The sequence below is a fragment of the Pseudomonas sp. P4_D7 genome (assembly GCF_056401755.1).
The window spans coordinates 12,504-32,666 of record NZ_JBFUIR010000032.1 but is presented as its reverse complement, the minus strand read 5'-3'; the positions used below and the strand labels follow the sequence as shown (position 1 = coordinate 32,666).

The 20,163-nt window shown below is 58.8% G+C and carries 17 protein-coding genes; 7 read left to right on the top strand and 10 right to left on the bottom strand.

Annotated elements, in window-relative coordinates; all coding sequences use genetic code 11:
• Window position 1 precedes the first annotated feature (1 nt).
• The 5 genes from purB to AC1DVF_RS19890 form a co-directional block, all read right to left on the bottom strand.
• Entirely contained in the window at window positions 2-1,372 is a 1,371-nt protein-coding gene (gene purB, locus AC1DVF_RS19910) for an adenylosuccinate lyase (protein WP_477783021.1), read from the bottom strand.
• A 127-nt stretch (window positions 1,373-1,499) separates the two neighbouring features.
• Window positions 1,500-2,123, bottom strand: coding sequence for a high frequency lysogenization protein HflD (gene hflD / locus AC1DVF_RS19905; RefSeq protein ID WP_016987411.1), 624 nt, complete (start codon window positions 2,121-2,123; stop codon window positions 1,500-1,502).
• Complete coding sequence (gene mnmA / locus AC1DVF_RS19900; protein WP_242207630.1) at window positions 2,120-3,244, bottom strand: tRNA 2-thiouridine(34) synthase MnmA; 1,125 nt, start codon at window positions 3,242-3,244, stop codon at window positions 2,120-2,122. Before mnmA ends, hflD begins: the two co-directional genes overlap by 4 nt.
• A 59-nt stretch (window positions 3,245-3,303) precedes the next feature.
• Window positions 3,304-3,750, bottom strand: a complete 447-nt coding sequence (locus AC1DVF_RS19895) for an NUDIX hydrolase (RefSeq protein WP_095048072.1) — start codon at window positions 3,748-3,750, stop codon at window positions 3,304-3,306.
• A 189-nt stretch (window positions 3,751-3,939) separates the two neighbouring features.
• The gene (locus tag AC1DVF_RS19890) at window positions 3,940-6,165 is read right to left on the bottom strand and encodes an NADP-dependent isocitrate dehydrogenase (RefSeq protein ID WP_095124498.1); all 2,226 of its coding nucleotides are present in this window, start codon (window positions 6,163-6,165) and stop codon (window positions 3,940-3,942) included.
• Between the two features lie 481 nt (window positions 6,166-6,646).
• Between AC1DVF_RS19890 and icd the strand changes: the two genes are divergently transcribed.
• The gene (icd, locus tag AC1DVF_RS19885) at window positions 6,647-7,903 is read left to right on the top strand and encodes an NADP-dependent isocitrate dehydrogenase (protein ID WP_007920207.1); all 1,257 of its coding nucleotides are present in this window, start codon (window positions 6,647-6,649) and stop codon (window positions 7,901-7,903) included.
• Window positions 7,904-7,985: 82 nt separating this feature from the next.
• Here the strand turns inward: icd and cspD are convergent, their stop codons facing one another.
• Window positions 7,986-8,261 (bottom strand): cold shock domain-containing protein CspD, encoded by a 276-nt coding sequence (gene cspD / locus AC1DVF_RS19880; RefSeq protein WP_477783020.1) that lies wholly within the window; start codon window positions 8,259-8,261, stop codon window positions 7,986-7,988.
• Between the two features lie 224 nt (window positions 8,262-8,485).
• Here cspD and clpS point away from each other — a divergent pair, with 224 nt between their 5' ends.
• The gene (gene clpS, locus AC1DVF_RS19875; protein WP_016987405.1) at window positions 8,486-8,869 is read left to right on the top strand and encodes an ATP-dependent Clp protease adapter ClpS; all 384 of its coding nucleotides are present in this window, start codon (window positions 8,486-8,488) and stop codon (window positions 8,867-8,869) included.
• Between the two features lie 30 nt (window positions 8,870-8,899).
• On the top strand, window positions 8,900-11,170 hold the full coding sequence (gene clpA / locus AC1DVF_RS19870) for an ATP-dependent Clp protease ATP-binding subunit ClpA (RefSeq protein WP_016987404.1): 2,271 nt from the start codon (window positions 8,900-8,902) through the stop codon (window positions 11,168-11,170).
• A 961-nt stretch (window positions 11,171-12,131) separates the two neighbouring features.
• Here the strand turns inward: clpA and infA are convergent.
• The 4 genes from infA to trxB all read right to left on the bottom strand — a co-directional run bounded on the left by infA (window position 12,132) and on the right by trxB (window position 14,929).
• Window positions 12,132-12,350, bottom strand: coding sequence for a translation initiation factor IF-1 (gene infA / locus AC1DVF_RS19865; protein WP_002553999.1), 219 nt, complete (start codon window positions 12,348-12,350; stop codon window positions 12,132-12,134).
• A 112-nt stretch (window positions 12,351-12,462) separates the two neighbouring features.
• Entirely contained in the window at window positions 12,463-13,170 is a 708-nt protein-coding gene (locus AC1DVF_RS19860) for an arginyltransferase (RefSeq protein ID WP_093434294.1), read from the bottom strand.
• 57 nt (window positions 13,171-13,227) lie between these two features.
• A complete protein-coding gene (aat, locus tag AC1DVF_RS19855; protein WP_477783019.1) occupies window positions 13,228-13,908 on the bottom strand; it encodes a leucyl/phenylalanyl-tRNA--protein transferase in 681 nt (226 codons plus the stop codon).
• 61 nt (window positions 13,909-13,969) lie between these two features.
• Window positions 13,970-14,929, bottom strand: a complete 960-nt coding sequence (gene trxB, locus AC1DVF_RS19850; protein WP_093434300.1) for a thioredoxin-disulfide reductase — start codon at window positions 14,927-14,929, stop codon at window positions 13,970-13,972.
• 297 nt (window positions 14,930-15,226) lie between these two features.
• On the opposite strand from trxB, the gene AC1DVF_RS19845 reads away from it, so the two are divergent.
• The 4 genes from AC1DVF_RS19845 to crcB all read left to right on the top strand — a co-directional run bounded on the left by AC1DVF_RS19845 (window position 15,227) and on the right by crcB (window position 20,156).
• Window positions 15,227-17,635: a DNA translocase FtsK gene (locus AC1DVF_RS19845; RefSeq protein ID WP_034155142.1), complete on the top strand. Its 2,409-nt coding sequence runs from the start codon at window positions 15,227-15,229 to the stop codon at window positions 17,633-17,635.
• 67 nt (window positions 17,636-17,702) lie between these two features.
• Complete coding sequence (lolA, locus tag AC1DVF_RS19840) at window positions 17,703-18,323, top strand: outer membrane lipoprotein periplasmic chaperone LolA (protein ID WP_477783018.1); 621 nt, start codon at window positions 17,703-17,705, stop codon at window positions 18,321-18,323.
• Window positions 18,324-18,459: 136 nt separating this feature from the next.
• Window positions 18,460-19,782 (top strand): replication-associated recombination protein A, encoded by a 1,323-nt coding sequence (locus AC1DVF_RS19835; RefSeq protein ID WP_034155144.1) that lies wholly within the window; start codon window positions 18,460-18,462, stop codon window positions 19,780-19,782.
• Window positions 19,782-20,156, top strand: coding sequence for a fluoride efflux transporter CrcB (gene crcB / locus AC1DVF_RS19830; protein ID WP_007908079.1), 375 nt, complete (start codon window positions 19,782-19,784; stop codon window positions 20,154-20,156). The genes AC1DVF_RS19835 and crcB overlap by 1 nt, the downstream gene beginning before the upstream one ends.
• Window positions 20,157-20,163: the final 7 nt, after the last annotated feature.

Genomic DNA, 20,163 nt, shown 5'->3' with positions numbered 1-20,163 from the left:
ATCAGATGCGTTTGGYTTGCGCTACAGCGTTGCCGATGTAGTTGGCCGGAGTCAGTTGCTTGAGCTCGGCTTTCGCTTGCGCTGGCATGTCCAGGCCGTCGATGAAAGTCTGCAACGCTTCAGGGCTGATGCCCTTGCCGCGGGTCAGTTCTTTCAGCTTCTCGTACGGGTTTTCGATGTTGTAGCGGCGCATCACGGTCTGGATCGGCTCAGCCAATACTTCCCAGCAAGCGTCGAGGTCAGCGGCAATCTTCTGCTCGTTGAGCTCCAGTTTGCTGATGCCTTTGAGGCTGGCTTCGTAGGCGATCACGCTGTGGGCGAAGCCGACACCGAGGTTGCGCAGGACGGTGGAGTCGGTCAGGTCGCGCTGCCAGCGGGAGATCGGCAGTTTGCTCGCCAGGTGCTGGAACAGTGCGTTGGCGATGCCCAGGTTGCCTTCGGAGTTTTCGAAGTCGATCGGGTTGACCTTGTGCGGCATGGTCGACGAACCGATTTCGCCAGCGATAGTGCGCTGCTTGAAATAACCCAGGGAGATGTAGCCCCAGATGTCACGGTCGAAGTCGATCAGGATGGTGTTGAAGCGCGCGATCGCGTCGAACAGTTCGGCGATGTAGTCGTGCGGTTCGATCTGCGTGGTGTACGGGTTGAAGCCCAGGCCCAGTTCGTCTTCGATGAAGGCGCGGGCGTTGGCTTCCCAGTCGATCTGCGGGTAGGCCGACAGGTGGGCGTTGTAGTTGCCGACAGCGCCGTTGATCTTGCCCAGCAGCGGTACGGCAGCGACCTGAGCGATCTGACGCTCGAGACGGTAAACCACGTTCGCCAGCTCTTTACCCAGAGTGGTTGGCGAGGCTGGTTGACCGTGGGTGCGCGACAGCATTGGCACGTCAGCGAAACGGATGGCCAGTTCGCGGATCGCGTTGGCGGTCTGGCGCATCAGCGGCAGCATCACGTCGTCACGGCCTTCGCGCAGCATCAGGGCGTGGGACAGGTTGTTGATGTCTTCGCTGGTGCAGGCAAAGTGGATGAACTCGCTGACCTTGGCCAGCTCCGGCAGCTTGGCCGCCTGCTCTTTGAGCAGGTATTCGATCGCTTTGACGTCGTGGTTGGTGGTGCGCTCGATCTCTTTGACGCGCTCGGCGTGCTCCAGCGAGAAGTTTTCAGCCAGTTCATTGAGAACGGCGTTGGCCTCGGCGGAGAAGGCTGGCACTTCAGGGATGCCAGCGTGGACGGCCAGACGCTGGAGCCAGCGCACTTCAACCAGAACACGGGCACGGATCAGGCCGTACTCGCTGAAAATCGGGCGCAGGGCCTGGGTTTTGCCGGCGTAGCGGCCGTCAACAGGGGAAACCGCAGTGAGCGAAGAAAGCTGCATGGGGTGTTCTCGGACAGTCGGGCAACGAAATGGGGCGCGTATCATACATGAAAAAATCCGCCGGTCCGTTGCCAACTGACCGGCGTATTACGCGTTACAGACTACAAAGCTTCTATTGCAGGGCGATTTACTCGCTGCGCATCAACGGATACAGCTCTTTGAGCAGCTTGCGCCGGCTGATCACCAGCTGCCAGCGATGCCCGCCGAGCTGCCGCCACAGGCGCGCTGAACGAATGCCGGCAAGCAGCAGGGCGCGAATTTTCGAGGCGTTGCTTGGCTGCTGCAGATTGCGCATGTCGCCATGCACCTGAATGCGTTGGCGCAAGGTGCTCAGGGTGTCCTGATACAGCGCGCCGCAAGCCGCGACCACGTTTTCGTGGGCCGGGCCGAAATGCTCGACCTGCGACTGGATCTGCGGCAAGCGCTTGCCGATGATGTCGAGCATGTCGTTGCGCTTGGCCAGTTGACGTTCCAGGCCGAGCATCGACAGGGCATAACGCAGCGGCTCGCGTTGCAGCGTGCTCGGGTCGCGTTCAAGGGCGCCAATCAGTGCACGGTAACCTTCGCGCAAATTGATGTCGTCGCCGCCGTACACGTCCAGCGTGTCCTTCGGGTCGCGCACGAGCAGGCTGCCGAGCATGCAGCTCAGGCCGGCCTCGCTGGTCTGGCCGGTCTTGGCGATCCGGTCGACCAGCACGGCGGCGAGAAACACGCCGCCGAGCGCCGTCAGTTGCTCCTGAGTCGGGCTCATGCCTGGCCGCTCCACGGCTCGGCCACTTCGATCACGCCGCCACCGAGGCAGATTTCACCGTCGTAGAACACCACGGACTGACCCGGCGTCACCGCGCGTTGCGGTTCATCGAACACGGCACGGTAGCCGTTGGCGGTTTTTTCCAGGGTGCAGGCTTGATCGCTCTGGCGATAACGCACTTTCGCGGTCAGGCGCAGCGGCTGGCTCAGGTCGATCGGGTTGACCCAATAGATTTCCGAAGCAAGCAGGGCGCCGGAGAACAGCCATGGATGGTTGTTGCCTTGGCCGACGATCAGCTCGTTGCTGTCCAGGTCCTTGCGCAGCACGTACCACGGCTCGTCACCGGCATCTTTCAAACCGCCGATGCCCAGACCTTGGCGCTGACCGATGGTGTGGTACATCAAGCCGTGGTGACGGCCGATGACTTCACCTTCGGTGGTCTTGATCTCGCCCGGTTGCGCCGGCAGGTATTGCTTGAGGAAGTCGCTGAAGCGACGCTCGCCGATGAAGCAGATCCCGGTGGAGTCCTTCTTCTTGGCGGTGGCCAGCTCGTATTTCTCGGCAATTGCGCGCACTTCCGGCTTTTCCAGTTCGCCGACCGGGAACAGGGTCTTGGCGATCTGTTCACCGCCGACGGCGTGCAGGAAGTAGCTCTGATCCTTGTTCGGATCGAGGCCTTTGAGCAGTTCGGTACGACCATCAATGTCGCGGCGGCGCACGTAGTGGCCGGTGGCAATCAGGTCGGCGCCGAGCATCATGGCGTAGTCGAGGAACGCCTTGAACTTGATCTCGCGGTTACACAGGATGTCCGGGTTCGGCGTACGGCCGGCCTTGTATTCGGCCAGGAAGTGCTCGAACACGTTGTCCCAGTATTCAGCAGCGAAGTTGGCGGTGTGCAGCTTGATGCCGATCTTGTCGCAGACAGCCTGAGCATCCGCCAGGTCGTCCATGGCGGTGCAGTATTCCGTTCCGTCGTCTTCTTCCCAGTTCTTCATGAACAGGCCTTCCACCTCGTAACCCTGCTCGATCAGCAGGAGAGCGGAAACGGAAGAGTCCACGCCGCCGGACATGCCGACAATGACGCGCTTCTTGGATGTGTCAGAAGGGGCTGGATCACGCATAGGGATTCAATGAGTGTCTTGAAAAAGGACGCGATTCTAGCAGGCTCGCGGCCTCAAGGCTAAAGAGAAGGGCGGATCAGTTCGAGGCTGAAGTGATGGCCGGCCAGATAATCGTCGATGCAACGGATGATCAGCTCGCTGCGCCAGTTGTCGCGCTGGGCGATTAATTCGTCGCGGGTCAGCCACTTGGCGCCGACGATGCCGTCGTCGAGTTGGTAATCGGGGTGGTGTTGCACGGCTTTGGCGCTGAAGCACACGCGCTGGTAAGTCACGCCGTTGCTCGGTGCGGTGTACAAGTAAATGCCGATCACGCCGGTAGGTTCGACGTCCCAGCCKGTTTCTTCGAGGGTCTCGCGCACGGCGGCGTCGATCAGGGTTTCGTCCGGGTCGAGATGGCCGGCGGGCTGGTTGAGCACGTTACGCCCAGCCTTGTGTTCCTCGACCATCAGGAAGCGGCCGTTGTCCTCGACGATGGTGGCGACGGTAATGTGGGGGAGCCATTCCATAAAACCTTCCTCAATCTATTGGTTGAAACCCATTCCCATTGTGGGAGCGAGCTTGCTCGCGAATGCGGTTTATCATTCAACATTTTCGTTGACTGACTCGCCGCCTTCGCGCTCCCACAGGGGAATTGTGTGAGCTCTGGAAACACAAACCCCGGCACAGGGCCGGGGTTCGTTTACAGCGCTACAACCTTAAACCAGCGCAGCAATCGCCGCGTTGAGGGTTGCGCTTGGGCGCATGGCCTTGCTGATCAGCTCGGCATTGGCGTGGTAGTAACCGCCGATGTCGACTGGCTTGCCCTGAACGGCGTTGAGCTCGGCAACGATGGTTGCTTCGTTCTCGGTCAGAGTCTTGGCCAGAGTCGCGAACTGCGCTTGCAGTGCAGCGTCTTCAGTCTGGGCAGCCAGGGCCTGGGCCCAGTACATCGCCAGATAGAAGTGGCTGCCGCGGTTGTCGATGTTGCCGACTTTGCGCGATGGCGACTTGTTGTTGTCGAGGAACTGGCCGGTGGCCTGATCCAGGGTTTTCGACAGCACCAAGGCTTTCGGGTTGTTGTAGTTCACACCCAGGTGCTCAAGGGACGCTGCCAGTGCGAGGAACTCGCCCAGCGAATCCCAGCGCAGGAAGTTCTCTTCAACCAGTTGCTGCACGTGCTTCGGTGCCGAACCGCCGGCGCCGGTTTCGAACAGGCCACCGCCGTTCATCAGCGGCACGATCGACAGCATCTTGGCGCTGGTGCCCAGTTCCATGATCGGGAACAGGTCGGTCAGGTAGTCGCGCAGTACGTTGCCGGTCACCGAAATGGTGTCCTTGCCTTCGCGGGTGCGCTGCAAGGTGTACTTCATGGCGTCGACCGGCGCCATGATCTGGATGTCCAGACCGGTGGTGTCGTGATCCTTCAGGTAAGCCTGAACTTTCTCGATCACTACGCCATCGTGAGCGCGCATCGGATCCAGCCAGAAGATCGCTGGCGTGCTGCTCGCGCGAGCACGGTTGACGGCCAGTTTGACCCAGTCCTGGATCGGCGCGTCTTTGGTCTGGCACATGCGGAAGATGTCGCCGGCTTCAACAGCCTGTTCCATCAGCAGGTTGCCCTTGCTGTCGGTGACGCGAACCACGCCGTCAGCCTTGATCTGGAAGGTCTTGTCGTGCGAGCCGTACTCTTCGGCTTTCTTCGCCATCAGGCCAACGTTTGGCACGCTGCCCATGGTGGTCGGATCGAAAGCGCCATTGGCTTTGCAATCTTCGATCACGGCCTGGTAGATGGTCGCGTAGCAACGATCCGGGATCACAGCCTTGGTGTCGTGCAGCTGACCGTCAGTGCCCCACATTTTGCCGGAGTCACGGATCATTGCCGGCATCGAGGCGTCGACGATCACGTCGCTCGGCACGTGCAGGTTGGTGATGCCTTTGTCGGAGTTGACCATCGCCAGCGATGGACGAGCAGCGTAGACGGCGGCCATGTCGGCTTCGATCTGCGCTTGCTGCTCGGCCGGCAGGGCTTTGATGCGCGCGTACAGATCGCCGATGCCGTTGTTCAGGTTGAAGCCGATCTCGGCCAGCACGTCAGCGTGCTTGGTCAGGGCGTCTTTATAGAACTCGGCAACGATCTGGCCGAACATGATCGGGTCGGAGACCTTCATCATGGTCGCTTTCAGGTGAACCGACAGCAGCACGCCTTGCGCCTTGGCGCTTTCGATTTCAGCAGCGATGAACGCGCGCAGGGCGTTTTTGCTCATCACGGCGCAGTCGAGGATCTCGCCAGCCTGAACGGTGGTTTTTTCTTTCAGAACGGTAGCGGTACCGTCCTTGGCGATCAGCTCGATCTTCACGGCGTCAGCGGCGTCGATCAGGGCAGCTTTTTCGCTGCCGTAGAAATCGCCGGTGCTCATGTGAGCGACGTGGGACTTGGAGTCTTTGGCCCAGGCGCCCATTTTGTGCGGGTGCTTGCGCGCGTAGTTCTTCACCGACAGCGGTGCACGACGGTCGGAGTTGCCTTCACGCAGAACCGGGTTCACGGCACTGCCCTTGACCTTGTCGTAACGCGCCTTGGCATCTTTGTCGGCGTCGCTGGTCACGGTTTCCGGGTAGTCCGGCAGGTTGTAACCCTGAGCTTGCAGCTCTTTGATCGCGGCTTGCAGCTGTGGCACCGAAGCGCTGATGTTCGGCAGCTTGATGATGTTGGCTTCAGGCGTAACGGCCAGGTCGCCCAGTTCGGCGAGGTGGTCGGCTACGGCTTTGTCGCCCAGTTGCTCGGGGAAGCTGGCCAGAATACGTGCTGCAAGAGAGATATCGCGGGTTTCCACGGCGATATCGGCCGAGGCGGTGTAAGCCTCGATGATCGGCAGCAGGGAATAGGTGGCGAGGGCTGGAGCTTCGTCGGTGAAGGTATAGATGATCTTCGAGCGGGTGGGCATATTCGGATTAACTCTCTCTTCTTTGCTAAAGCGTGCGCAGAAACTCGAGGGGCGCCGGGTAAGCGCGTTCGTTCAAAGTCATCCATGAACCGAATGTCGAGATTCTTCGCGGTGATGTTGGGTGCATCAGTAGAGCGTCAAGCAGTCGGACTGCGGTAACAACCCGACCAATCAGGCGGAAAGTCTCGTGCTAGAGAGGCCAGCCGTCGTGACCCTGTGGTCAGCGGGCGGCATTATACATAGGTAGCTGGCAATCTGCCGATGGTTCATATGCAACGATTCTCGTCCATTGGTCTAAAGGTCGCAGGGCGGGGTCGGGCGTAGAGTCGTCGCGAATGCTTGAGTTTGGCGCTTTTCCCTTTGCTTTCAGGCTTGTACGAAACGAGATGTAGGCGCGCCACGAACAGAGGGTTTGCGTGTTGATTTAACTGGGTTACGCTCGGACCAAGCCAGATGTTCAATCCAAACAATGGAGTTCAGCATGGGTTACAAGAAGATTCAGGTTCCAGCCGTCGGCGACAAAATCACCGTCAATGCAGACCATTCTCTCAATGTTCCTGATAACCCGATCATCCCCTTCATCGAAGGTGACGGCATTGGTGTCGACATCAGCCCGGTGATGATCAAGGTTGTCGATGCTGCAGTTCAAAAGGCATACGGCGGTAAACGCAAGATTTCCTGGATGGAAGTCTACGCCGGGGAAAAAGCCACTCAGGTTTATGATCAGGACACCTGGCTGCCTCAGGAAACTCTCGATGCAGTCAAGGATTACGTGGTTTCCATCAAAGGCCCGCTGACCACCCCGGTCGGTGGCGGCATCCGCTCGCTGAACGTGGCCCTGCGTCAGCAACTCGACCTGTACGTCTGCCTGCGCCCGGTGCGCTGGTTCGAAGGCGTGCCAAGCCCGGTGAAAAAGCCCGGCGACGTCGACATGACCATTTTCCGCGAGAACTCCGAAGACATCTATGCCGGTATCGAGTGGAAGGCCGGTTCGCCGGAAGCCACCAAAGTCATCAAATTCCTTAAAGAAGAAATGGGCGTTACCAAGATCCGTTTCGACGAAAACTGCGGCATCGGCGTCAAGCCGGTTTCGCTGGAAGGCACCAAGCGTCTGGCGCGCAAGGCCCTGCAATATGTGGTCGATAACGACCGCGATTCGCTGACCATCGTGCACAAAGGCAACATCATGAAGTTCACCGAAGGTGCCTTCAAAGAGTGGGCCTACGAAGTGGCCGCTGAAGAATTCGGCGCGACTCTGCTCGACGGCGGTCCGTGGATGCAGTTCAAAAACCCGAAAACCGGCAAGAACGTTGTGGTCAAAGATGCCATCGCCGACGCCATGCTCCAGCAGATCCTGCTGCGCCCGGCCGAATACGATGTGATCGCGACCCTGAACCTGAACGGCGACTACCTCTCCGACGCCCTGGCGGCGGAAGTGGGCGGTATCGGCATCGCGCCGGGCGCCAACCTGTCCGACACCGTGGCGATGTTCGAGGCCACCCACGGTACTGCGCCGAAGTACGCCGGCAAGGATCAGGTCAACCCGGGTTCGCTGATTCTCTCTGCAGAGATGATGCTGCGCCACATGGGCTGGACCGAAGCGGCGGATCTGATCATCAAGGGCACCAACGGCGCTATTTCGGCCAAGACTGTGACCTATGACTTCGAGCGTCTGATGGACGGCGCCAAACTGGTTTCGTCTTCGGGCTTCGGCGATGCGCTGATTTCGCATATGTAAAACGCGGGCACATAAAAACCGCCTGACTCGATGAATTGAGTCAGGCGGTTTTTTTATGGCTGGACGTCTTGGGCGGAGTTGCTCAGCTCATGACTGCCGCTTGGCTGGTCGCGGCGGCAGCAGCTGCTGCTGCACCGACTGCGTCATCCACTGTTTTTTTGTCCTGAATCGCGACGGCGTGCAGGCCTTTGGGGCCTTGAAGGAGTTCGAAGTACACCTCTTGGCCTGCCTTCAGGGTTTTATAGCCTTCCATCTGGATAGCCGAGTAGTGGGCAAACAGGTCTTCTGTCTGGCCGTTCTCGATAATGAATCCAAAACCCTTGGCATTGTTGAACCATTTCACCTTGCCGACAGCCATGCTCAAATCCCTCTGCAACAGACTCCATCGCTGGAGTATCATCCAATTCATCCGCAATCTTATTCGTTAAAAGAATTGACTCCGCGGATCTTTTTTACCCACTGTGGGTTCTATTGGTTGTAACACCGTTTTCCCGATAGTCAAGGTGACCGGGCAGTCGGAGTTGAAAACGTGGACAGCCGCCCCCACCACTGTATTTGCACAACTGAMGAACCTTTCTTTCCATGCATGCAATCAGCCAGATTCGACTAACATTCAATCAGGATCGCCCGCTTCTCCAAAAGGATCTTCCAGAGGAGCACGACGACGATTCGGCAGGCGTTGCTGTTCAGGAAGCAAAGCCTGCGTTACAGGCGCCGCCGATGTACAAGGTGGTTTTGTTTAATGATGACTACACACCGATGGATTTCGTCGTCGAAGTGCTCGAGGTGTTTTTTAACCTGAATCGCGAGCTGGCGACCAAGGTCATGCTGGCCGTCCACACAGAAGGGCGGGCAGTATGTGGAGTGTTTACCCGCGACATCGCCGAGACAAAGGCCATGCAGGTCAACCAGTACGCCAGGGAAAGCCAGCATCCGCTACTCTGTGAAATCGAGAAGGACGGTTAATCGCCGACCACTTGGGTATGAGGTGAAGCTATGTTAAACCGCGAGCTCGAAGTCACCCTCAATCTAGCCTTCAAGGAGGCTCGTTCGAAACGTCATGAATTCATGACCGTCGAACACCTTTTGCTGGCCCTATTGGACAATGAGGCTGCCGCCACCGTTTTGCGTGCCTGCGGCGCAAACCTCGACAAACTCAAGCATGACCTGCAGGAGTTCATCGACTCCACCACGCCATTGATCCCCGTTCATGACGAAGATCGTGAAACCCAGCCAACCCTGGGCTTCCAGCGTGTACTGCAACGTGCTGTTTTCCACGTACAGAGCTCGGGCAAACGCGAAGTGACTGGCGCCAATGTGCTGGTCGCAATCTTCAGTGAGCAAGAGAGTCAGGCAGTGTTCCTGCTGAAGCAGCAGAGCGTTGCGCGCATCGATGTCGTCAATTACATCGCTCATGGCATTTCCAAAGTGCCGGGGCATGGCGATCACTCTGAAGGTGAACAAGATATGCAGGACGACGAGGGCGGTGAGTCTTCTTCTTCAGGCAATCCTCTGGATGCTTATGCCAGCAACCTCAACGAACTCGCGCGCCAGGGTCGTATCGATCCGCTGGTCGGCCGTGAGTCGGAAGTCGAGCGTGTCGCGCAGATTCTCGCGCGTCGGCGCAAAAACAATCCGCTGCTGGTAGGCGAGGCGGGCGTGGGTAAAACCGCGATTGCCGAAGGCCTGGCCAAGCGCATTGTTGATAATCAGGTGCCGGACCTGCTGGCCAACAGCGTTGTTTACTCGCTCGACCTTGGCGCTCTGCTCGCGGGCACCAAGTATCGTGGTGATTTCGAGAAGCGCTTCAAGGCGCTGCTCAACGAACTGAAAAAACGTCCGCAGGCAATCCTGTTCATCGACGAAATCCACACCATCATCGGTGCCGGCGCTGCTTCCGGTGGCGTGATGGATGCTTCGAACCTGCTCAAGCCGCTGCTGTCGTCTGGCGACATTCGCTGCATCGGCTCGACCACGTTCCAGGAATTTCGTGGCATCTTCGAGAAGGACCGTGCCCTGGCGCGTCGCTTCCAGAAGGTCGATGTCGTCGAGCCGTCGGTGGAAGACACCATCGGCATCCTGCGCGGCCTGAAAGGGCGTTTCGAGCAGCACCATAACATCGAATACAGCGATGAGTCGTTGCGCGCCGCTGCTGAGCTGGCTTCGCGCTACATCAATGACCGGCACATGCCGGACAAGGCCATCGACGTGATCGACGAGGCGGGCGCCTATCAGCGTCTGCAACCGGTCGAAAAACGTGTGAAGCGCATCGAAGTGCCACAGGTCGAAGACATTGTGGCGAAAATCGCACGGATTCCACCGAAGCACGTCACCAGTTCCGACAAGGAGCTGCTGCGTAACCTGGAGCGTGACCTGAAGCTGACGGTGTTTGGTCAGGACGCGGCGATCGATTCGCTGTCGACCGCGATCAAGCTGTCGCGTGCCGGGCTTAAATCGCCCGACAAGCCAGTCGGTTCGTTCCTGTTCGCAGGCCCGACCGGTGTTGGTAAAACCGAGGCTGCGCGGCAATTGGCCAAGGCCTTGGGGATCGAGCTGGTTCGCTTCGACATGTCCGAATACATGGAGCGTCACACCGTGTCGCGTCTGATCGGTGCGCCTCCTGGGTATGTCGGTTTCGATCAGGGCGGTCTGTTGACCGAGGCGATCACCAAGCAGCCGCATTGCGTATTGCTCCTTGATGAAATCGAGAAGGCGCATCCGGAAGTCTTCAACCTGCTGTTGCAAGTGATGGATCACGGTACGCTGACCGACAACAACGGGCGCAAGGCGGACTTCCGCAACGTAATTGTGATCATGACCACCAACGCTGGTGCCGAAACAGCGGCGCGTGCTTCGATCGGTTTCACCCATCAGGACCACTCGTCTGATGCGATGGAAGTGATCAAGAAGAGCTTTACGCCGGAGTTCCGTAACCGTCTGGACACCATTATCCAGTTTGGTCGCCTCAGTCATGAGGTCATCAAAAGTGTGGTGGACAAGTTCCTTACCGAGCTTCAGGCGCAGTTGGAAGACAAGCGTGTGTTGCTTGAGGTCACTGATGCTGCGCGTAGTTGGCTGGCGGCGGGTGGTTATGACTCGGCGATGGGTGCGCGTCCGATGGCTCGTCTGATCCAGGACAAGATCAAGCGTCCGTTGGCGGAGGAGATTCTGTTTGGCGAGCTGGCCGAGCATGGCGGTGTGGTGCACATCGACATCAAGGATGGTGAGTTGACGTTTGACTTCGAGACTACCGCTGAGATGGCCTGACGGTTTGATGTTGATTGGGAAGGCGCCTTCGGGCGCCTTTTTGTTATTTGTCGTTTGGGTTTTTTGGGTGAATATCCGTTGCTGCGGTGATGGCTTATTACGGTTTCGCCCTTACGGCGACTCACTTTTTTTCAAACGCCAAAAAAAGTAAGCAAAAAACGCTTGCTCCTACGTGCGGCCCGCTCGCTGGGGCTCGGGGTTCCTTCGCTGCGGGATCGATCCGGGCGCAGCGCCTACGGTTTGCTTCGCTGCACCTCCTCTCGCTGTGTTTGGCTGCGCCAAACGGTCGCTGCGCTCCCACGCCCGGATCAATCCCTCCACTCAGCCTTCCGACGTCGCCTTACAGATCAAAAGCTGCAGCCGAGCTAACGCTCATCCTGTTGAGTGGTGAGGAGCACAGCGTGGTCGGCTTTGGATTTGTGGTGGATTCGCCCCTCACCCCAGCCCTCTCCCGAGGGAGAGGGAGCCGATGGTGAGTCTCTCAAAATTCGCGTTCAACTCGATATCCCAAGTCGGAGTAGTTCTCCCAAACAACTCGGTCAGTCCCCTCTCCCTCCGGGAGAGGGCTAGGGTGAGGGGCTTTTGATCTGGCTTTGGCTTTTGATGTGGTTTTTGATCTTTTGCCCCATCGGCAGGCCGAGCGTAGGTGTTCATCCGGGGGTAGGCGCGCAGCGCCGTGCGGCGTAGCCGCATACATCGAGAGGAGGTGCAGCGAAGCAAACCGTAGGCGATGCCCCCGGATGGACACCGTAGCTCGGGAACCCCGAGCCCCAGCGAGCGGGCCGTACGCCAGGGGCAAAGCCTTTTGGTTCCTTTTTGGCGTTTGAAAAAGGGACTCGCTGTAAGAGCGAAACCGCCAGCGGCAGCACCCGGAGAAACGGATATACACCCAAAACCCAAAACCCAAATCCCAGACAAACAAAAACGCCCGGTATAAACCGGGCGTTCTGTATTGACTTGATTAACGAGCGCGGTAAGTGATGCGCCCTTTGCTCAAGTCATAGGGCGTCAGCTCGACGCGCACTTTGTCACCGGTAAGAATACGAATGTAGTTCTTGCGCATCTTGCCGGAAATATGCGCGGTTACGACGTGCCCATTTTCCAACTCCACACGAAACATGGTGTTGGGCAGGGTGTCGACGACAGTGCCTTCCATTTCGAAGCTGTCTTCTTTCGACATGCAGTAAAGCCCTCGGTATCCAATGAATGGCCCGGTGCAACTGCGCCAGGCAAAAGCGGCGTGCATTGTGCCCGAAAAATGGGGTTTACGCCAAGGGGTTTACGGCTTGGGTTTAGTTGAGGATCACCCAGCGCTGATTAATCAGCAATTCGATGGGGCGATATTGCGTCTTGTAGTTCATCTTTTTGCAGTTCTTGATCCAGTAACCGAGGTAGACCGCCTCAAGCCCGAGGCGCTGGCTCTCGGCGATTTGCCAGAGGATGGCAAATCGGCCAAGGCTGCGGCGTTCTTCGGCGGGTTCGTAGAAGGTGTACACGGCTGACAAACCGTTGGGCAGCAAATCGGTGACCGCCACGGCGAGCAACCGTCCGTCGAGTCGGAACTCGTAAAAGCGCGAGAACGGCAAGTCGCGGACCAGAAACGTCGCGAACTGATCACGGCTCGGCGGGTACATGTCGCCGTCTGCGTGGCGCTGTTCGATGTAACGCTGATACAGGTCAAAATATTCTTCGCTGAATTGCGGTTTGGCCGGGCGCACCTGCAAATCCGTATTGCGCTTGAGAATCCGCTTCTGCTGACGATTGGGCATGAACTGCGCCACGGGAATGCGCGCAGGCACGCACGCATTGCAGTTCTGGCAATGCGGACGGTACAGATGATCGCCGCTGCGACGAAAGCCCATTTCCGACAGGTCTGCGTAGACATGCACATCCATGGGCTGGCTCGGATCGAGAAACAGGGTCGTGGCCTGCTCCTCGGGCAGATAACTGCAAGAGTGAGGCTGAGTGGCATAGAACTTCAATCGCGCCAACTCGGTCATGATCAACCCTCGGGATAAGCTGGTGAATTAAGTGTAAGCCACGCGCGCAAAAGTCGCTCAGCAAACCCAGGTGGCACGATTGGGTTGGTCCAGATGGCGGGCCAGATAGTCGGCGAATTCCTGGCGGGGAATGGCTCTGGCGCCGAGGCTGTGCAGATGATCGGTCGGCATCTGGCAATCGATCAGCACGAATCCCGAGTCTTTCATATGCCGCACCAGGGTCGCAAAGCCGAATTTCGAGGCATTGTCGGCGCGGCTGAACATCGATTCACCAAAAAACAATTGGCCCATCGCCAGGCCGTACAGGCCACCGACCAGTTCGCCCTGATCCCAGACCTCCACCGAATGCGCGAAGCCGCGACGATGCAGTTCGACATAGGCGCCCTGCATCGCCTCGGTGATCCAGGTGCCATCGGCGTAATCCCGTGGTGCGGCACAGGCGCGGATCACGGCGTCGAAATCCTGATCGAAGGTCACTTGAAAGCGTTCCTGACGCAGCAGTTTGCCGAGACTGCGCGAGACATGCAGTTCGTCGGGAAATAAGACGGTGCGCGGATCCGGCGACCACCAGAGAATCGGCTGACCCTCGGAAAACCATGGAAAGCAGCCATGGCGATAAGCTTGAATCAGCCGGTCGGCCGACAAATCGCCACCCGCAGCCAGCAATCCGTTGGGGTCGCGCATGGCCTTTTCCAGTGGCGGAAAAGTCAGGGAATTACGTTGTAACCAAGTCAGCATGGCATCCAGGCTTACAGAAGGGGAGGGCGGTGGGGCGTCTGGCCCGCGATAAAGTGTGCCGTTAAATGACAGGAATGTCGTCCAGATACTTCTCGGCATCCAGTGCGGCCATACACCCGGCACCGGCTGACGTTACCGCCTGGCGGTAAACGTGGTCAGCCACGTCACCGGCGGCAAATACCCCGGGAATCTCGGTGGCGGTGGCGTCGCCGTCGCTGCCGCCCTTGACCCGCAAGTAGCCGTCGCGCATCGGCAACTGGCCTTGGAACAGGTCGGTGTTGGGCTTGTGACCAATGGCAATGAATACCCCGGCTAACGCCAGTTCGCGGGTTTCGCCGGTATGACTGTCCCGCAGTCGCGCGCCGGTGACGCCGCTGGCATCGCCGAGCACTTCGTCGAGGTTCTGGTTCCAGTGCAGGCGCACGTTGCCGTTCGCAGCTTTCTCGAACAGTTTGTCCTGAAGGATTTTCTCCGAACGCAGTTTGTCGCGACGATGGATCAGGTGCACCTCCCTGGCGATGTTCGACAGGTAAAGTGCCTCCTCAACCGCCGTATTGCCGCCGCCGACCACGGCGACCACCTGATTGCGATAGAAGAAGCCGTCACAGGTCGCACAGGCGGAAACGCCTTTGCCGGCGAAGGCTTCTTCCGAGGGCAAGCCCAGATACTGCGCCGAGGCGCCGGTGGCAATGATCAGTGCGTCGCAGGTGTAAGTGCCGCTGTCGCCGATAAGCTCGAACGGGCGCTGCTGCAACTTGGCGGTGTGGATGTGGTCGTAAACAATCTCTGTGGCAAAGCGTTCGGCGTGTTTCTGCATGCGCTCCATCAGCACCGGGCCGGTGAGGCCTTCGACGTCACCGGGCCAGTTGTCGACCTCGACGGTGGTGGTGAGCTGGCCACCGGCCTGCAGGCCGGTGATGACCACAGGTTTGAGGTTGGCACGGGCGGCATACACGGCAGCGCTGTAACCGGCCGGGCCGGAGCCGAGGATGATCAGGCGTGAATGCTTCGCTACGTTCATCAAATAGACCTCATAAGCCTTTGTCACAAAAGGTAATGCATGCTCAAATTGAGTCTCGGCTTCTGTGTGCTTGACTATGCTAAATCCTGGGGCTTGAAGCATGGCATCGCACGCACAAACCCGTACAATGCCGGGCTGTTACAGAATGTTCGCCGTGCGCTGTATTTATAAAAGCGGCAGCACAGTGTTAAAAGTAGTCTCAGTTGCGCTCGTTCACTTTTTTACCTGCCTGGATTGGGCAGTTTTTTATCGTCATTCAATAGATGGACGCGCCTCGGGCGCAGGAAAAGAAGCGTTTTGAAGAAATCCACCGAAGCACCAAAAACAGTCGTCCCGCTCTGGCGCCAACAGTTGCACTACCGGCTCAAGGAAGGTGCATTGATCGCCATCGGCGCCTTGTGCCTGTTCCTGATGATGGCTTTGCTGACCTACGGCAAGGACGATCCAGGCTGGAGCCACAACAGCAAGATCGATGACGTACAGAATTTCGGCGGCCCGGCGGGTTCCTACAGCGCCGACATTCTGTTCATGGTGCTGGGTTACTTCGCCTATATCTTCCCGTTGCTGCTGGCGATCAAGGCGTACCAGATTTTTCGCCAGCGCCACGAGCCATGGCAGTGGAGCGGCTGGCTGTTTTCCTGGCGTCTGATCGGTCTGGTGTTTCTGGTGTTGTCTGGCGCTGCGCTGGCGCATCTGCACTTTCACGCGGCCTCGGGCCTGCCCGCGGGGGCTGGTGGCGCGCTGGGCGAAAGCCTCGGCAATCTGGCGAAGAATGCGCTGAATATTCAGGGCAGCACGCTGCTGTTCATTGCGTTGTTTCTGTTTGGCCTGACAGTATTTACCGATCTGTCGTGGTTCAAGGTGATGGACATCACCGGCAAGATCACCCTTGATCTGTTCGAACTGTTTCAAGGCGCGCTCAATCGCTGGTGGTCGGCCCGTACCGAGCGCAAGCAACTGGTTGCGCAATTGCGTGAAGTCGACGATCGCGTGCATGACGTGGTCGCGCCGACGGTCACTGACAAGCGCGAACAAGCCAAAGTCAAAGAACGCCTGATCGAACGTGAGCAAGCCCTGAGCAAGCACATGTCCGACCGCGAGAAACAAGTGCCGCCGGTTATCGCCCCGGCCCCGGCCAAGGCGCCCGAGCCAAGCAAGCGCGTGCAGAAAGAGAAGCAGGTGCCGTTGTTCGTCGACAGCGCCGTGGAAGGCACCTTGCCGCCGATCTCGATTCTTGATCCGGCGGAAAAGAAACAACTCAATTACTCACCGGAATCCCTGGCGGCGGTCGGCCATTTGCTGGAGATCAAGCTCAAGGAGTTCGGTGTCGAGGTCACGGTGGATTCGATCCATCCTGGCCCGGTGATTACCCGTTACGAAATCCAGCCTGCCGCCGGCGTCAAAGTCAGCCGCATCGCCAACCTGGCGAAAGACCTTGCACGTTCCCTGGCCGTGACCAGTGTGCGGGTGGTCGAGGTGATTCCGGGCAAGACCACCGTCGGTATCGAGATTCCCAACGAAGACCGGCAGATCGTGCGCTTCTCCGAAGTGCTGTCGACGCCTGAATACGACAATTTCAAATCACCGGTCACCCTGGCGCTGGGTCACGACATCGGCGGTAAGCCGGTCATTACTGACCTGGCGAAGATGCCGCACCTGCTGGTGGCCGGTACGACCGGTTCCGGTAAGTCGGTGGGTGTGAACGCGATGATCCTGTCGATCCTGTTCAAGTCCGGCCCGGAAGACGCCAAGCTGATCATGATCGACCCGAAAATGTTGGAACTGTCGATCTACGAAGGCATTCCGCATCTGCTTTGCCCGGTCGTGACCGACATGAAGGACGCCGCCAACGCCTTGCGCTGGAGCGTTGCCGAGATGGAGCGTCGCTACAAGCTGATGGCGAAGATGGGCGTGCGCAACCTGTCCGGCTTCAACGCCAAGGTCAAGGAAGCGCAGGATGCCGGCGAGCCATTGAGCGATCCGCTGTACAAACGCGAAAGCATCCACGACGAAGCACCGTTGCTGCAGAAGCTGCCAACCATCGTTGTAGTGGTCGACGAATTCGCTGACATGATGATGATCGTCGGCAAGAAGGTTGAAGAACTGATCGCCCGTATCGCCCAGAAGGCCCGAGCTGCCGGTATTCACTTGATCCTCGCGACCCAGCGGCCATCGGTGGACGTGATCACCGGTCTGATCAAGGCCAACATTCCGACGCGTATGGCGTTCCAGGTATCGAGCAAGATCGACTCGCGCACCATCATCGATCAGGGTGGCGCCGAACAGCTGCTCGGTCACGGTGACATGCTCTACATGCCGCCGGGCACCAGCCTGCCGATTCGGGTTCACGGTGCATTCGTATCCGACGATGAGGTACACCGTGTGGTCGAAGCGTGGAAACTGCGCGGCGCACCGGAATACAACGATGACATCCTCAACGGTGTCGAAGAAGCTGGCAGCGGTTTTGAAGGCAGCAGCGGTGGCGGCGACGGCGATGATCCGGAAGCCGACGCGCTGTATGACGAAGCCGTACAGTTCGTTCTCGAAAGCCGTCGTGCCTCGATTTCCGCTGTACAGCGCAAGCTGAAGATCGGCTACAACCGCGCCGCTCGGATGATCGAAGCCATGGAAATGGCCGGCGTCGTCACCTCGATGAACACCAACGGTTCCCGCGAAGTCCTGGCCCCGGGCCCGGTACGCGACTGATTGCAAACGCAAGAGGCGGGACAATGATGTGCCGCCGCTCTCCCAACGAGTATTCAAGAGGACTCCCATGCGTCTTATCCGCATGCTGCTGCCAGTACTGGCGCTGACCACTCTCACGGCCCACGCCGATCAAAAGGACGTGGCGCGTCTGACCCAATTGCTGGAAACATCCAAGACCCTGAGCGCGAACTTCTCGCAGTTGACCCTCGACGGCAGCGGCACGCAGTTGCAGGAAACCACCGGCAACATGACCCTGCAGCGTCCGGGCCTGTTCTACTGGCACACCAATGCGCCAAACGAGCAGACCATGGTTTCCGACGGCAAGAAAGTCACCCTGTGGGACCCGGATCTGGAACAGGCGACCATCAAGAAGCTCGACGAGCGTCTGACCCAAACCCCGGCGCTGCTGCTGTCCGGTGATGTGTCGAAGATCAGCCAGAGTTTTGATATCAGCGCGAAAGAGGCGGGCGGCGTGATCGACTTCACCCTCAAGCCGAAAACCAAAGACACTCTGTTCGATAACCTGCGTCTGTCGTTCCGCAACGGTCTGCTCAACGATATGCAACTGATCGATAGCGTCGGCCAGCGCACCAACATCCTGTTTACCGGGGTCAAGGCCAACGAGCCGGTATCGGCATCGAAGTTCAAGTTCGACATCCCCGAGGGTGCCGACGTGATCCAGGAATAAACACGTAAACCCTGTGGGAGCGAGCCTGCTCGCGAAAGCGATATTTCATCCAGCATTAATACCGCTTTCGCGAGCAGGCTCGCTCCCACAAGGGCAAATGATCGACCTGATCAAATAGAGGTTTCAACGCTACGTGATGGATCTGTTTCGCAGTGCACCGATTGCCCAGCCACTGGCCGCGCGTTTGCGTGCGACCAATCTGGATGAGTACGTCGGTCAGGAGCACGTGCTCGCTCGCGGCAAGCCTCTGCGTGAGGCGCTGGAGCAGGGTGCCCTGCATTCGATGATCTTCTGGGGGCCGCCCGGAGTGGGTAAAACCACTTTGGCGCGGTTGCTCGCGGAAGTCTCCGATGCGCACTTCGAAACGGTCTCGGCAGTGCTCGCCGGGGTCAAAGAGATCCGTCAGGCCGTTGAAATCGCCAAGCAGCAGGCCGGCCAGTACGGCAAGCGCACCATTTTGTTCGTCGATGAAGTGCACCGCTTCAACAAATCCCAGCAGGATGCGTTTCTGCCTTACGTTGAAGACGGCACGCTGATCTTCATCGGCGCCACCACCGAAAACCCTTCGTTCGAACTCAACAACGCCTTGTTGTCGCGTGCTCGCGTCTACGTGCTGAAAAGCCTAGACGAAGCGGCGCTGCGCAAACTGGTGCACCGCGCGCTTACCGAAGAGCGCGGTCTGGGCAAGCGCAACCTGACGCTGAACGATGAAGGCTTCCAGATGCTGCTGTCCGCCGCCGATGGCGATGGCCGGCGTCTGCTCAACCTGCTGGAAAACGCCTCGGACCTGGCTGAAGACAACAGCGAAATCGGCACCGAGTTGCTGCAGAGCCTGCTCGGCGATACGCGTCGGCGTTTCGACAAGGGCGGCGAAGCGTTCTACGACCAGATATCGGCGCTGCACAAGTCCGTGCGCGGCTCCAACCCCGACGGTGCACTGTACTGGTTTGCGCGAATGATTGACGGCGGTTGTGATCCGCTGTACCTGGCCCGGCGCGTAGTGCGCATGGCCAGCGAAGACATCGGCAATGCCGACCCGCGCGCCCTCAGCCTGTGCCTGGCGGCGTGGGAAGTGCAGGAGCGTCTCGGCAGTCCGGAAGGCGAGTTGGCCGTGGCCCAAGCCATCACCTATCTGGCCTGTGCGCCAAAAAGCAACGCGGTGTACATGGGCTTCAAAACCGCTTTGCGCGCCGCCGCTGAAAACGGCTCGCTGGAAGTGCCACTGCACCTGCGCAACGCACCGACGAAACTGATGAAGCAATTGGGCTACGGTGACGAATACCGCTACGCCCACGACGAGCCGGACGCTTATGCCGCCGGCGAAGACTATTTCCCGGAAGAGCTTGATCCCATCCCGTTCTACCAACCGGTGCCGCGCGGTCTGGAATTGAAGATCGGCGAGAAGCTCAACCACCTCGCCCAACTCGATCGTTTAAGCCCTCGGCAGCGGAGAAAATAGTGCTTCCATTGATCATTGCGGTCTCCGCCGGCGGGGTTGCCGGCACCTTGTTGCGCTTCGCCACCGGTAATTGGGTCAACGCCAATTGGCCGCGGCACTTCTATACCGCGACGCTGGCCGTTAATATCGTGGGCTGTTTGCTGATTGGCGTGTTGTACGGCCTGTTTTTGATACGCCCGGAAGTACCGATCGAGGTACGCGCCGGGTTGATGGTCGGCTTCCTTGGGGGGCTGACGACATTTTCATCCTTTTCACTGGATACGGTGCGCCTGCTGGAAAGCGGGCAAGTGCCGCTGGCTCTGGGCTATGCGGCACTCAGCGTATTCGGCGGGCTGCTCGCGACGTGGGCCGGCCTGTCTTTGACCAAACTTTGATAACGAG

Bases quoted from the DNA above. Each gene is read 5' to 3' on its own strand.
- AC1DVF_RS19835 (WP_034155144.1), top strand. From the start codon at position 18,460: ATGGATCTGTTTCGCAGTGCACCGATTGCCCAGCCACTGGCCGCGCGT.
- clpA (WP_016987404.1), top strand. From the start codon at position 8,900: ATGTTAAACCGCGAGCTCGAAGTCACCCTCAATCTAGCCTTCAAGGAG.
- lolA (WP_477783018.1), top strand. From the start codon at position 17,703: ATGCGTCTTATCCGCATGCTGCTGCCAGTACTGGCGCTGACCACTCTC.
- mnmA (WP_242207630.1), bottom strand. From the start codon at position 3,244: ATGCGTGATCCAGCCCCTTCTGACACATCCAAGAAGCGCGTCATTGTC.
- clpS (WP_016987405.1), top strand. From the start codon at position 8,486: ATGCATGCAATCAGCCAGATTCGACTAACATTCAATCAGGATCGCCCG.
- trxB (WP_093434300.1), bottom strand. From the start codon at position 14,929: ATGAACGTAGCGAAGCATTCACGCCTGATCATCCTCGGCTCCGGCCCG.
- cspD (WP_477783020.1), bottom strand. From the start codon at position 8,261: ATGGCTGTCGGCAAGGTGAAATGGTTCAACAATGCCAAGGGTTTTGGA.
- icd (WP_007920207.1), top strand. From the start codon at position 6,647: ATGGGTTACAAGAAGATTCAGGTTCCAGCCGTCGGCGACAAAATCACC.
- aat (WP_477783019.1), bottom strand. From the start codon at position 13,908: ATGCTGACTTGGTTACAACGTAATTCCCTGACTTTTCCGCCACTGGAA.
- hflD (WP_016987411.1), bottom strand. From the start codon at position 2,123: ATGAGCCCGACTCAGGAGCAACTGACGGCGCTCGGCGGCGTGTTTCTC.
- infA (WP_002553999.1), bottom strand. From the start codon at position 12,350: ATGTCGAAAGAAGACAGCTTCGAAATGGAAGGCACTGTCGTCGACACC.
- AC1DVF_RS19890 (WP_095124498.1), bottom strand. From the start codon at position 6,165: ATGCCCACCCGCTCGAAGATCATCTATACCTTCACCGACGAAGCTCCA.
- AC1DVF_RS19860 (WP_093434294.1), bottom strand. From the start codon at position 13,170: ATGACCGAGTTGGCGCGATTGAAGTTCTATGCCACTCAGCCTCACTCT.